The sequence below is a fragment of the Pseudomonas sp. 6D_7.1_Bac1 genome (assembly GCF_025465945.1).
In the GTDB taxonomy this organism is placed as follows: domain Bacteria; phylum Pseudomonadota; class Gammaproteobacteria; order Pseudomonadales; family Pseudomonadaceae; genus Aquipseudomonas.
Map to the genome: position 1 here is coordinate 118,950 of NZ_JANLNW010000011.1, position 12,686 is coordinate 131,635.

At 61.6% G+C, this 12,686-nt stretch carries 10 protein-coding genes; 3 read left to right on the forward strand and 7 right to left on the reverse strand.

The window, feature by feature from the left end; genetic code table 11:
• Positions 1–115: 115 nt before the first annotated feature.
• The 3 genes from NTD87_RS03930 to NTD87_RS03940 are packed head-to-tail and all read right to left on the reverse strand — an operon-like array spanning position 116 to position 4,885.
• Positions 116–1,675: an FGGY-family carbohydrate kinase gene (locus NTD87_RS03930; protein WP_262112026.1), complete on the reverse strand. Its 1,560-nt coding sequence runs from the start codon at positions 1,673–1,675 to the stop codon at positions 116–118.
• Between the two features lie 20 nt (positions 1,676–1,695).
• Positions 1,696–3,285, reverse strand: a complete 1,590-nt coding sequence (locus NTD87_RS03935) for a glycerol-3-phosphate dehydrogenase/oxidase (protein ID WP_262112027.1) — start codon at positions 3,283–3,285, stop codon at positions 1,696–1,698.
• Between the two features lie 4 nt (positions 3,286–3,289).
• Complete coding sequence (locus NTD87_RS03940) at positions 3,290–4,885, reverse strand: FAD-binding oxidoreductase (protein WP_262112029.1); 1,596 nt, start codon at positions 4,883–4,885, stop codon at positions 3,290–3,292.
• Positions 4,886–5,152: 267 nt separating this feature from the next.
• Between NTD87_RS03940 and NTD87_RS03945 the strand changes: the two genes are divergently transcribed.
• On the forward strand, positions 5,153–6,184 hold the full coding sequence (locus NTD87_RS03945; RefSeq protein WP_262112030.1) for an AraC family transcriptional regulator: 1,032 nt from the start codon (positions 5,153–5,155) through the stop codon (positions 6,182–6,184).
• A 188-nt stretch (positions 6,185–6,372) separates the two neighbouring features.
• On the forward strand, positions 6,373–7,224 hold the full coding sequence (locus NTD87_RS03950) for a DUF1460 domain-containing protein (protein ID WP_262112031.1): 852 nt from the start codon (positions 6,373–6,375) through the stop codon (positions 7,222–7,224).
• 103 nt (positions 7,225–7,327) lie between these two features.
• On the opposite strand, the gene NTD87_RS03955 is transcribed toward NTD87_RS03950, so the two are convergent.
• Genes NTD87_RS03955 through NTD87_RS03965 form a run of 3 tightly spaced genes read right to left on the reverse strand, consistent with a single transcriptional unit; the run spans position 7,328 to position 11,433 of the window.
• Positions 7,328–8,668, reverse strand: coding sequence for an MFS transporter (locus tag NTD87_RS03955; RefSeq protein WP_262112032.1), 1,341 nt, complete (start codon positions 8,666–8,668; stop codon positions 7,328–7,330).
• Between the two features lie 42 nt (positions 8,669–8,710).
• Positions 8,711–10,252 (reverse strand): class I adenylate-forming enzyme family protein, encoded by a 1,542-nt coding sequence (locus NTD87_RS03960; protein ID WP_262112033.1) that lies wholly within the window; start codon positions 10,250–10,252, stop codon positions 8,711–8,713.
• 2 nt (positions 10,253–10,254) lie between these two features.
• Positions 10,255–11,433, reverse strand: a complete 1,179-nt coding sequence (locus tag NTD87_RS03965; RefSeq protein WP_262112034.1) for an acetyl-CoA acetyltransferase — start codon at positions 11,431–11,433, stop codon at positions 10,255–10,257.
• A 151-nt stretch (positions 11,434–11,584) separates the two neighbouring features.
• Here NTD87_RS03965 and NTD87_RS03970 point away from each other — a divergent pair, with 151 nt between their 5' ends.
• Positions 11,585–12,157 (forward strand): LuxR C-terminal-related transcriptional regulator, encoded by a 573-nt coding sequence (locus tag NTD87_RS03970; protein WP_262112035.1) that lies wholly within the window; start codon positions 11,585–11,587, stop codon positions 12,155–12,157.
• Between the two features lie 57 nt (positions 12,158–12,214).
• Here the strand turns inward: NTD87_RS03970 and NTD87_RS03975 are convergent, their stop codons facing one another.
• Positions 12,215–12,652, reverse strand: a complete 438-nt coding sequence (locus tag NTD87_RS03975) for a YciI family protein (protein WP_262112037.1) — start codon at positions 12,650–12,652, stop codon at positions 12,215–12,217.
• Between the last annotated feature and the right edge of the window lie 34 nt (positions 12,653–12,686).

Below are 12,686 nucleotides of genomic sequence, written 5' to 3' on the forward strand. Positions count from 1 at the left end.
CTATGGGGATCGAGCCTAACAACCAGCCCCGGCACTGACACTGTCCAATCTCGCCAAAAAAGTTCTCCGATAGCGCCACGTGCCGTGTCCGGAAAATGCCACGGCAGGCGTCCCCTCAGGCCGGATAACCAGTGATCTCGCGAATGCTCTGGTACAACGGTTTAAGTTGCCGGTACATGCGCAAATACACTTCGCTGTAGAGCCGCCGATAGATCTGCTGCGCCTGGGGTTGCGGCATGAACACCTCGCCGACCCGGGTCATGGCCGCGATGGCGCCGGGGAAGTCTGCGTACAACCCCAGGCCCACGGCACAGGCGATAGCCGCTCCCAGCCCGGACGCTTCATAGACATGTGGACGCTCGGCCGGCAGACCGAAAATATCGGCGGTGAGCTGCATGGCCGCATCGCTCTGGGAGCCGCCACCGGCCACGCGCAAACGCTGGATAGACTGTTTCGAACGTTTTTCGATGCGCTCCTTGCCCTGGAGCAGGGCATACGCCAGGCCTTCGAGGATCGCCCGATAAATGTGCGCACGGGTGTGCACGTCGCCAAAACCGATCATCGCGCCCTTGGCCTCCACGCCGGGCTCACGGATCCCCGGCGACCAGTAGGGTTGCAGGGTCAGCCCCATGGAGCCGGGCGGTACCGCATTGACCAGGGCATCGAACAGTTGCTCCGGCTCCAGCCCTTGCTCCCGCGCTTGCTGCATCTCCCGCAGACCGAACTCGTGCTTGAACCAGCTGACCATCCAGTAACCGCGATAGATCATCACCTCACAGTTGTAGTGATCAGGCACCGCCGCCGGATAAGGCGGAATCAGCGGGACGATTTCCAGGTAACGCGAGCGGGTGGTGGTGATGGTCGCCGTGGTGCCATAGGACAGGCAAGCAGTTGTCGCGTCCACGACTCCGGAGCCCAATACCTCGCAGGCTTTGTCGGCCCCGGCGGCAATCAAGGGCAGGCCTTCGGGAATCCCGGTGTGCAGGCTGGCCTGGGCGCTTATGTACCCCAGGGTTTCACCCGGTTTGAGCAAGCTCGGCAGTTGTTCCGGGCGAACCTTGAGCGCCTGCCATTTCCAGTCACGGGGTGCTGCCCAGCGCAGGCGCTTGAAGTCGAACGGCAGATAGCCCACGCAGCAGCCCACCGAGTCGACAAAGCGCCCGGTCAGGCGATGGGTGAGAAATCCTGACAGCAGCAGGAACTTGTCGGTTGCCGCCCACACGTCCGGCTGATGCCGGGCGATCCAGTTGGCCTCGGCCTGGGCGCGAAAATAGTCCACGGTAGCTTGTGCACCGATCAGTTTGAACAGCCAGCCCCAGGGCCCCTTGATCCCGCCTTCGATCTCGGTCTGACGCTGATCGAGCCAGAGGATCGCCGGACGCAGGGCCTTGCCTTGGGCATCGACATTGATCAGCGTGCCGCGCTGGGTGGTCAGGGAAACACCGCCTATCCGCCCGCGGTCGATGCCGGTCTGTTCCCACAATTGATGACAGGCCTCGCCCAGCTTGCGCCAGTAATAATCCGGGTCCTGCTCGGCCCAGCCGGGGTGATTTGAATAGTAGGCCTGCAACTCGACCTTGCCTTTGCCCAGCAGGTTGCCCTGCAGATCGAAGAGCAAGGCGCGCACGCTCTGGGTGCCATTGTCGATCGCCAGCAGATAGTTCTTGTTGTCCATGACGCTCTCTTTGATGGGCATTAGCGCGAGCCTGGTGGCAGGCTGTGATGGCGTTGCCATAAGGTCAGATAACGCTGTTCCTCATGCTCCCAACGATTGTCGTCCCAGCCCAGGCGTGGCTGGCAGAGGCGGCGTATGGCCGGCAGGTACTGGGCGGCGCCATTGGCCAGCAACAAACCGAGCCGGGTGCGGCGCAGCAGCAGATCGTCCAGGTGCAGGATCATTTCGGCTTCTGCGGCGAAGGCCAGTTCGGCCCAGAGGGTGTCGGTGGCGCCGATACTGTCGCTGCCCAGTTCGGCCACCTGCTGCGCCAACTGCGGCAGGTCCCGCCCATGCCGCCCGGCCAGGCGGCGCAGCTGCCCGGCACTCAAGCCCGGGACCGGCGACAACGGCACTGCGGCAAACACCGCCGCGCCGTCATCCGTCACCGAACGTCCGAGCATCTCTGCACAGGCCTTCAGGACCTCGATGGCCTGTGGCCGAAAGGTGGTCAGCTTGCCTCCCGCCAGCGTCACGCAGCCGGGCTCGCGCCACAGCACATGCTCGCGTTTTTCATTGGACGGCTTGCCTTGGGTGTCGCCACTGCCCACCACCGGACGCACCCCGGACCAGGTCGACAACACATCCGCCGCGACCACCTGGGCCTGAGGAAACTGCTGCGCGCAGGCTGCCAGCAGATAGTCGAGCTCCTCGCTGCTGATGCTCGCACTGCGGTCCAGTTCTTCGTGATGATCAAGGTCAGTGGTACCCACCACCGTCGCGCCTTCCCAGGGGAACACGAACACCGGCCGGCCATCCTGGGCGTGCATGAAGCTGAAGGCGTGAGCCACCGGCAATCGCCAGCCGGGCAACAACAGGTGACTGCCGCGTAAGGGTCGCAGGTGTTTGCCGTCGGCCGCCGGGCTGAAGCGTTCGGCCCAGGCCCCGGTGGCCACCGCCAGCACGCCGCAGCGCAGCCGCAGCAGCTCGCCCCCTTCACGGTCCTCGACCTGTACGCCGCACACCCGGTCGCCTTCGCGCAGCAGGCTCTGCACCCGCATCCCGTTAAAGGCATAAGCGCCCTCGGCACGGGCCTCGGCCAACACCCGCATCACCAGACGGGCGTCATCGGTGACCGCGTCGAGAAACGCTGAGCCACCCAGCAGCCCCTGCTCCTTGATCCCCGGCGCCAGATAGCGCATTTGCTCCGCACCGTAAAAGCGGTGATTGCGCCGCCCGGCCAGGGCGTCGTACACCGTCAGCAGGCCACCGAATAAACGAGGGCCTGGAAAGCTTCCACGGTAGTGCGGCATCAGAAAGCTCAGTGGGTCGACCAGACCGGGCGCCTGCTCCATCAACCGCTGGCGCTCATGCACCGAGTCGCGGGCCAGCCGCCATTGTCCCTTGGCGATGTAACGCAAACCGCCGTGGACCATTTTCGAGGAGCGGCTGGACGTGCCCCAGGCAAAGTCACGCTGCTCCAGCAGCAGGCAGCGCCAACCACGGCGCGCAGCCTCGCGCAGAATGCCGGCACCGCTGATGCCGCCGCCGATCACGATCAGGTCCCAGGTTTCGTCCGCCAGGGTCGGCAACACCCGTTGCCGCCATTGCCCGTTCCAGTTCTGGCTCATTGGCTCACTCTTGCAGCAAAGTGCCGGGGTTGAGACGCCCGGCCGGGTCGAAGTGGCGACTCAGGGTCTTGAGCGCGTCCATCGCCAAGGCCCCCTTCTCCATGGGCAGGTACGGCGCATGGTCCTTACCCACGCCGTGCTGGTGGCTAATGGTGCCGTGGTTCTCGACGATCGTCTGGCTGGCGGCGTGCTTCAGGGCCTTCCAGCGCTCCAGGGTGGCGGGGTAATCCGCCGCCGGACGAAACACATAGCTGGTGTAGATGCTCGAGCCTTCACCGTAGACATGGGACAGATGGGTGAACACATGGACCCGTTCGCCCTGGGCTGCCAGACAGTCGCGCAGACTGTCTTCGATCTTGTTCAGCAGGTTGTCGACATTGCTCCAGTCGGTGGCGGTTTCCAGGGTGTCCACCACGTAACCGGCGCGCCAGAGATTTTCCCGCAGGTAGGGAAACCGGAAGCGGTTCTGCGCCCACTTCTTGCCCAGCAGGGTCCCGGTGAATACCCCGCCAAAACGCTTGAGCTGTTGCCTGGCTTGAGCCAGCGACAAGGCGTTCTGCCGACGATTGCCGGTCACGCCGAAGGTCAGCAGGCATTTGCCCTCGCCGGCACCGCGCAACGCCAGGTACTTTTCCAGCCAGGCGATCTGTTTAGGGTAGCCGGCCAGGGCCAGTTGGGTTTGTGTCTCCACTGCATTCGACAGACGCAGCATGGACAGCGGTACCCGCGCCTGGACCAGTTGCCGAATGGCCTGCAGCGCTCGGGGCCAATCCGGCAGAAACACGCCATAAAAACGTTCGTCGTCGGCCAGCGCGCTGACCCGCACCTTGACCGAGGAAATGATCCCGAAGCGCCCTTCGCAACCCAGCACCAGTTCACGCAGATCGGGGCCGGCGGCCGAGGCCGGGAAGGTCGGGATCTGCAGCGGTCCGGCAAAGGTTTCCAGGGTGCCGCCAGCGAACAACTGCTCGATGCGGCCGTAGCGCAGTGACTGCTGACCGCTGGAACGACTCGCCACCCAGCCGCCCAGCGTCGAGAGCTCCCAGGACTGCGGGAAATGCCCCAGGGTGTAGCCACGGGCACGCAACTGGCTTTCCACCTGCGGCCCACTGGCACCAGGACCAAAGGTGGCGATCAGACTCTGCTCGTCCAGCTCGAGCATGCGGTTCATCCGCGCCAGGGACACGGTCAATACCGGTCGCGACGAAATCGTCGGGTTGATATGCCCGGCCACCGAGGTGCCACCGCCGTAGGGGATCAGGCACAGGTCCCGCGTCTGGGCCAGCGCCAGCAACTGGCGAATCTGTTCCTGGCTTTGCGGATAGGCCACCGCATCCGGGTAGACGCCCGGCTTGCCTTCGCGCAGAGCCAGCCAGTCCGGCAGGCTCTGCCCGCGAGCGTGCAACAAGCGGTCATGGGCTTCGATGCTATACAGCCCATGCGCCGCCAGGCGCGAAGGCGGTACCAGGGCCAGCGCGCTATCCAGAGAAGCGTCGGGCAGCGTCCACCCTGCGCCGACCCGGGCCAAAAGAAAGTCCGCCCCATGAGCCGGCAATTCAACTACCGTCGTTTCATCGCCCCAGCCGTTCCAGCGTCGCATGCCTGTGTTCCTTTGCGGTTCTTGTTGGTCTTCGATCTGCGCCTATATTAGCCAGCCCCGGTAGCCTGTCACGGTCGCATCAGGACAGATCGAGTAGCCAATTGGGTCAACCGATGCCCCCGCAGCGAAGCATTTACTTTAGCCCTGCTTTCAAATTACCTTTCAGGGCGCCGACGCCTGTGGATAACCGCCATGCCAGAAGGCGGTTCAAGTGCCAGCAGCAGCCACACGCGCATCCATGAAGGATTTGTCCCCAGGAACAGGATCATGCAGACACTCGGCTACACCTCGGTCCCCCCTCTGCTGAAGTACCTGCGTCATGCCGAACAACTCGGCATTCCCACCGCCCCAGCCCTGGCGGCCGCCGGGCTTGAGGCACAGCAACTGAGCGACAACTCCCTGCGCCTGCCGGGCAAGGCCCACGAACAGTTGCTGGACTATCTGTGCGAGCACTCCGGCGATCCTCTGTTCGGGCTGAATTCGGCACGTTACGTGTTGCCCAACTCCTGGAGCGTGCTGGGTTACATCACCATGAATTGCGCGACCCTCGGCGAGGCGATGAACCGCATCATGCCGTTCGAAAAGCTGGTGGGTGACATGGGGGTCAGCCGCGCCGAAATGGCGCAAGGCCAGGTACGGCTGATCTGGAACTGTCGCCATCAGCGCCCTGAAACTCGTCGGCACATGGTGGAAAACGTTCTGGCATCCTGGCTGGTGTACGCCCGCTGGATCGCCGACATGCAGGTCTCGCCCGCCGCCGTCTGGTTCGAACACTCGCTGCCGAGCGCAATCGAGTGCTCGCAGTACGAGGACTTTTTTGGCTGCCCGGTGCTCTTCGATCAGGCGTGTTCGGCCCTGGTGGCGCCACTGGACTACCTGCAACTGCCCTTGCGCCAGGCCGATGCCCAACTCTTGCGTACCCTGGAAGAACACGCGCTGGGCCTGATGGCTTCGCTGGACGATGCGCCACTGCCGCTGCGCGTGAAAAACGCCCTGCGCCAATTGCTCAAGGAAGGGCTGCCGCGCAAGGAGCAGGTGGCCGAACAGTTCGCCATGTCAGTGCGTACGCTGCAGCGGCAATTGCAGCAGGCCGGCACCTCCTATCAACAGATCCTCGACGATCTGCGCCAAGAGCTCGCCGAGCATTATCTGTTGCACAGCGAACTGCCGATCCAGGACATCGCCCAGTACCTGGGCTTCACCGAGCCACGCTCGTTTCACCGCACGTTCAAGAGCCGCACCGGCATGCCGCCTGGCGAGTACCGCCAGACTTACCTCACAGCGCCTTCGCCACGCTGATGCATGACGCCCGGTCGGATACCGTTTACCGCTGGGCAGCCAGACGCCCAAGGTATTGCGCTTCTTCAACGGCAGACAGTCTGTCGTCAAGTGCTTCAAGCTTCGTCCGGCGAATGTCAAAATCCCCACAAGACTATTAATAAACATTACCATTTGCGACGTAATAGTCGAAAACGATGAGGAATCGAATGCGCAGGCCTGCTGTATTTTTTTTGGCATCCATGCTGACAGCGTGCGGGACTGGGCTGCCCGTCGAGAATACTAAAGCAGTGGAAAACGTAGCGTCCAAGAGTGGGCATACCCCACTGAACATGGATGGTTATACCGCGAACAAACTGGATGCCCTGCTCAAAGAACGCTCAGCGACCCATCCCGACGACATAGGGCAGATGAACAATCTGATCTCACGCGAGTTTTTGGGGCTGCCCTATGTCGCGAACAGGTTGCAGGGCTCTGCTACCACGCCGGAGAAGCTGGTAGTCGACTTCAGGGGCCTGGACTGTTTCACCTATCTGGATTACGTCGAAGCGCTGAGAAAGTCCACCAATGAAGCGGACTTCGTCAAGAGCCTCATTCAGACGCGTTATGTGAACGGCAATCTCGATTTCCTGCATCGCCGGCACTTCTTCACAGACTGGTCGCAGGCCGAGCAAAAACTGGCCGACGACGTCACCGCTCAAATCAGCCCTCATGCGGTAACCGTGGTTAAAAGCCTCAACCGCAAAGCAGATGGCAGCGCCTACTTGCCTGGCGTGCCCATGATCGAACGCAGTATTACCTATATCCCTAGCGCTTTTGTTAACGACCAAGTGATCAGCCGCTTGCAGACGGGTGACTACGTCGGCATCTACACCCAGGTCGCGGGTCTGGACGTCACCCATACAGGGTTCTTCATCAACAAAGACGCCGGGCCCGTGCTCCGTAATGCCTCTTCGAAGAAAAGGAACAGAGAAGTCGTAGACTCCCCCTTTAAGGCCTACATAGCGAAGACGCCAGGGATAGTGGTATTACGGGCCCGGCAATCTCCTGAGGATCAATGAATTCTGGTTCGCCCCTTTTGCCCAAGCCCTGTACATCTTCAAGTATCAACAAAGCCCGTCTTGTGCGGGCTTTGTTGCATCTGGGGTTTGGTATATCACGTGTTCAAGGAGCGGGCACCAACCCCAAATCCGCTCGCCCTACGCCCTTCACCTCGGCAGGATTCGCGCAGGCGACAAAATCCTCCTTGCGCAACAGCACCAGCGCGATCAGCGATACCACACCCGTGCCGATGTAAAAGTACCAGGGCGAGGTAATGTCTCCGGTCACCTTTATCAGCCAGGTAGAAATCAGCGGTGCGCTGCCGCCGAATACCGCGACCGGGATGTTGTACGCCACCGCGATACCGGTGGAGCGGATTCGGGTGGGCAACAACTCGCTCATCAACGCGTACGTCGACGAGGCATACAGCCCGAACAGGATCGCTACTGCCATCAACGGGTAGATAAACGAAGCAGGCGTCGCCGTGGGTGCCGATTTGAACAGCCAGAACATCGCCAGGGTCGCCAGAGTGCCGATCACCAACAAAAACGGCTTGCGCCCATATTTATCCGTGAACGCACCGCCGAACGGCATGACGACTGCGGCCGAGAGGCTGGCAATGAAGACGTAGAGCAAGGTCGTGCCGCTGTCGAACTTGAGAATGCTCGACATGTAGGTCGAGGCGAAGGTCAGCACCAGATAAAAGATCGAGCTGTGCAGGGTGATGATGAAGAACACCAGGGCAATCGCCCGTTTCCACTGCCAGACTTCTCGCAGAGGGGCTTTCGAGGTCTCCCCCGCGCGCTGCAACGCCAGGAATTCGGGACTGTCTTCCAGCTTCAGGCGGATGTACATCGAGATCAGCCCCAGAGGCGCCGCGATCAGGAACGGAATGCGCCAGCCCCAGGCTTGCATCAGGTCCGCGCCCATTACCCAGGTCATGCCATTAGCCACCGCACCGCCCAGCAACAGCCCGAGCACCGCCGTCACCATCAACCAGCAGGTAGCAAACCCGCGTCGCCCGGGCCCCGCGTACTCGGAGATGAAGCTGGTGATGGTGCCGATCTCGCCGCCGGCCGAGAAGCCCTGCACGCAGCGGATCAACACCAGAAGGATCGGCGCGGCGATACCCAGCGTGGCATAGGTCGGCAACAGCCCCAGCAAAACGGTGGAGCCGGCCATCATCACCAGCACCGTGATCAGGGTCTTGCGTCGACCGATCTTGTCCGCCAGCGGACCGAAGAACAGCCCGCCCAGCGGCCGGATGAAAAAGCTCAAGGCAAACGCGGCAAAACTGGCGAGCAGGCTGGTGGTCGGGTCGTCGGAGACGAAAAACGCCTTGCCGATATAGACGGCGAGAAAGCCATAAACGCCGTAGTCGTACCACTCGATCAGGTGGCCGGACGTTGCACCGATAAACGCCCGGCGCCGTTGCCGAGCCGGGTTTTGCTGTTGAATGCCCACGTGAGGGACTCCTGTCTGATATCTATCCATGGAAAACACAACTCAAGGAACTGCAGTGACGTTCGCTTCCTCCTCCAACCACAGACGCAGATCGGTCTTGAGGATCTTGCCGTAACTGTTCTTGGGCAGCTCGGTGCGAAACACGTACTTCTTCGGCTTTTTGAACGACGCCATGCGTTCGATGAACCAGGCATTGAGCAATGACGCGTCGAGCGCCACGGCATCGCGGGGAACGACGAACGCTACCACCGATTCCCCCCACTGCACATCAGGCTCGCCGACCACGCAGACTTCAAATACGTCTGGGTGTTGCGCCAGCACTTCCTCGACTTCCCGAGGGTACACATTGCTGCCGCCGGAAATGATCACATCCTTGGAGCGATCGGTGAGCGTCAGATAACCCGCGTGATCCAGGACGCCGATGTCGCCGGTCAACAGCCAGCCATCCACCAAGGTCTGGCGAGTCGCGGCCTCGTTGCGCCAGTAGCCCTGCATGACGGTGGCACCGCGCACGGCAATTTCCCCCGGCTGACCGGGAGGCAACGGCCGGTGTTCGGGGTCGAGAATCCTGATCTCCACACACGAATGTGCCCGCCCCACGGATGCTGCCAGCGAGGCCCATCCGGGACGGTTTCGATCCGCGATCAGCTCACGCGACAAGGCGCTGATCGTCATCGGGCTCTCCCCCTGACCATAGATCTGCACCAGCCGTGCGCCAAAGGTCTCGACCGCATCTTGCAGATCCGCCAGGTACATGGGCGCGCCACCGTAGACGATGGTTTTGATCCCCTCACCGCCGTAGCCTTGGCGACGGGCCTGTTCAACCATGCGCTTGACCATGGTCGGCGCGGCGAACAACGTGACATTGCCTAGCCCACGCGCCAGCTCGAACAACTCGTCGGCCTTGAAACCACCGGATTCGGGGACAACATGGCGAGCACCGCGACGCACATGGATGAAGTTGTACAGTCCGGCGCCATGGGACATCGGGGCCGCGTACACCACCGCGTCATCCGGGCTGACCGGGTCAACGTCCAGCGGATAACACAGTGACATGGCCGTCAGGTTGCCGTGGGACAGCATCACCCCCTTGGGTCGTCCGGTGGTGCCGGAGGTGTAAAACAGCCAGGCCAGGTCATCGCAATGACGAGGGCAGGGATTGGCCAGCGTCGTCGAATCGAGCGAAGAGCGCAGCGTGCGGTCCCCTCCATCCAGCTCTCGACACCCTTGCGGCAACGCCACGGGCAAGAACACCTGGCCGCCATCGGTGAAAATCAGACGGGCTTGCGCATCGTCGACGATCCAGCCGGCTTCAACAGGGTGCAGCTTGCAGTTGATCGGCACCACCACCGCGCCAACCCACCAGACGGCATAGAGCAGTTCGAGGTATTCGCAACGGTTCCTCATGAACAGCGCCACACGGGCGCCGGGCGCAATGCCGTGCTCGTCAAGGAGGTACGCGGCACGCTCACGGACACGGGCGGCAAACGTCCCATAGTCGGCGACTTGCCGCTGCCCCTCAAACAACGCCGGACGTTCTGGCCAGCGACGACCGGCGTCGTTCAACCAGTTGGCGATATTCATGCTCAAACCCTGTGCGCTTGAAGCACCGAGGCATAGTTGGCGACCGCCATGCCGCCCATGTTGAACAACAGACCGAACTCGGGATTCGGCACGGCCAGGCCGATCGGGTCGCCCGTCATCTGCCGAAAGGCCAGGGCGTGCATCGACACCCCCGTGGCGCCCACAGGATGCCCCTTGGCCTTGAGCCCACCGGACAAATTCACCGGGAGGCGCCCGCCCGCCCGCACGATACCGTCATCCAGAGCCCGATGCCCCTCGCCTTTGGGCGCCAGGCCCATGGCTTCGTAGATCAACAGTTCGGCGATGGTGAAGCAGTCATGGACCTCGGCAAAGCTCAGGTCGCCCAGGGTTACATTGGCCCCGCGCAGGGCCGAATGGATCGCACGCTTCGGGCCTTCAAACGCGAGGATGTCGCGCTGGGCAATCGGCAGGAAGTCGTTGACCTGAGTCACCGAGCGAATCAGCACGTCACGACGAAACAGCCGGGCACGCCTGGACGAGGCCAGCACAATGGCGGCAGCCCCATCGCTGATCAGCGAACAATCGGTCAGGCGCAACGAGTCCGCCACATAGGGATTACTCTTGGACACGTTGTTGCAATGTTCAAAATCCATGACCCGGTGCATCTGCGCCAGGGGGTTAGCCATGGCGTTGGAGTGGTTCTTGGTGGCGATAGCGGCCATGGACGCCATGGGGCAATGGTAGCGGTCACGGTATTGTTGCGCGGCCAGGCCGAACAGCTGCGGAAAACTGAGCCCGGCCTCTTCGACATCGTTCTGATAACCCGCACCGGCCAGGGCCTTGGTGACGTCGACCGTGGTGTTGGAGGTCATCTTCTCGGCGCCCACGATCAGCACCAGTTCAGCGGAGCCTGAGAGGATCGCATTGATGCCCGCATGAATCGCCGCCGAACCCGAAGCGCAAGCGTTTTCGCAGCGGGTCGCGGGCTTGAAGCGCAAGCCTGGGTCGGCTTGCAGCATCAATGAGGCAGGAAAACCATCCGGTACCATCCCCGAGTTGAAATGCCCGAGGAACATAGCGTCGATTTCTGAGGCGTCGATGGCTGCGTCCGCCAGGGCTTCGCGGGTGACCTGAACGATCAGGTCTTCAAGCGTGGAACCGTCCAGACGGCCAAAACGGGAGTGACCGGCAGCGACAATGGATACGGAATCATGGGGCATGGTGATTTTCTTCTGTGCTTGGATCAGGCATTCCTTACAATGACCTACCGCCCGGACCGCTCGCTAGTTCGTGCAACTACGTACACGGATAAGTAACTGCACTGACCCATTGTGTTGTCAGTAGCGCATTGAAATCGAGGCAGGATGCCCAATGACCGTCTTCGCACAACAACTGAAAGACCTTGAGCGTCTGGCGTTCCAGGTGTCACCCGCCCCGCAACTCATCACCGGCAACCGCGTGATGCTCGACTGCAACGAAGCATTCCTGGAGTTGTTCGGCTACCAGCGCGAAGAGCTTCTGGGTCATCTGACCCTGCTGATCTATCCCTCCCAGGCGGACTACAAAACCATCGGCACTCGCAGCCAGAACTGGTTGCGTAACAGCCAGAGCGGCTCCTACTCCGATGAACGCTTCATGCAACACAAAAGCGGCGAGGTGTTCTGGGCCAGGTCGCACGGCTATACCTTGACCGTGGACGACCCGTTCAAACTGATGGTCTGGCACTTCGAACGCATGGACCGGCCGCACCACGCGACGGTGAACCTCACGCCCCGCGAGCGCGAAATCTCGATGCACATCGTCAACGGCCTGACCTGCAAGGAAGTGGCCAAAAAACTGGCGATATCCCACCGAACCGTGGAAGTCCATCGCGCCCGCCTGATGAAAAAGCTGCAGGCCAAGAACAGTGCGGAGCTGGTTTCGAAGATTATTTTTGTGAGTTGATGAATAAGGGTTTAAGAGTCAGAGGGAGCTGAAAATAAATCTGCCCCCTCTTCCGTTTCAGCACTTCTTCGCCTGCTCCTTCGCCTGTGCCCACAAACGCTCTTCCTGTTCCCTCAGCTCCGGTGTGAACTCGGCGCCGAAATCTTCCGCCTCAAACACCTGGCGAATCTCGATCTCAGCCTCTGTGCCCGGCATCGGGTTGGGGCAGCGTTTGACCCAGTCGATGGCTTCCTGCTTCGACTTCACCTGCCACAGCCAGTAGCCGGCGATCAGTTCCTTGGTTTCGGCAAACGGGCCGTCGATCACCGTGCGTTTCTCGCCCGAGAAGCGCACGCGGGTGCCTTTGCTGCTGGGGTGCAGGCCTTCACCGCCGAGCAGGATGCCGGCCTTGACCAGTTCTTCGTTGTAGTTGCCCATCGCGGTCAACAATTCCTGGGTGGGCATCACGCCGGCTTCAGAATCCTTGCTGGCTTTCACAATGATCATGAATCGCATTGTCTTATCTCCGCTGGATTTGAGTGATTCACTT

Bases quoted from the DNA above. Each gene is read 5' to 3' on its own strand.
- NTD87_RS03930 (WP_262112026.1), bottom strand. From the start codon at position 1,675: ATGGACAACAAGAACTATCTGCTGGCGATCGACAATGGCACCCAGAGC.
- NTD87_RS03935 (WP_262112027.1), bottom strand. From the start codon at position 3,285: ATGAGCCAGAACTGGAACGGGCAATGGCGGCAACGGGTGTTGCCGACC.
- NTD87_RS03940 (WP_262112029.1), bottom strand. From the start codon at position 4,885: ATGCGACGCTGGAACGGCTGGGGCGATGAAACGACGGTAGTTGAATTG.
- NTD87_RS03945 (WP_262112030.1), top strand. From the start codon at position 5,153: ATGCAGACACTCGGCTACACCTCGGTCCCCCCTCTGCTGAAGTACCTG.
- NTD87_RS03950 (WP_262112031.1), top strand. From the start codon at position 6,373: ATGCGCAGGCCTGCTGTATTTTTTTTGGCATCCATGCTGACAGCGTGC.
- NTD87_RS03960 (WP_262112033.1), bottom strand. From the start codon at position 10,252: ATGAATATCGCCAACTGGTTGAACGACGCCGGTCGTCGCTGGCCAGAA.
- NTD87_RS03965 (WP_262112034.1), bottom strand. From the start codon at position 11,433: ATGCCCCATGATTCCGTATCCATTGTCGCTGCCGGTCACTCCCGTTTT.
- NTD87_RS03970 (WP_262112035.1), top strand. From the start codon at position 11,585: ATGACCGTCTTCGCACAACAACTGAAAGACCTTGAGCGTCTGGCGTTC.
- NTD87_RS03975 (WP_262112037.1), bottom strand. From the start codon at position 12,652: ATGCGATTCATGATCATTGTGAAAGCCAGCAAGGATTCTGAAGCCGGC.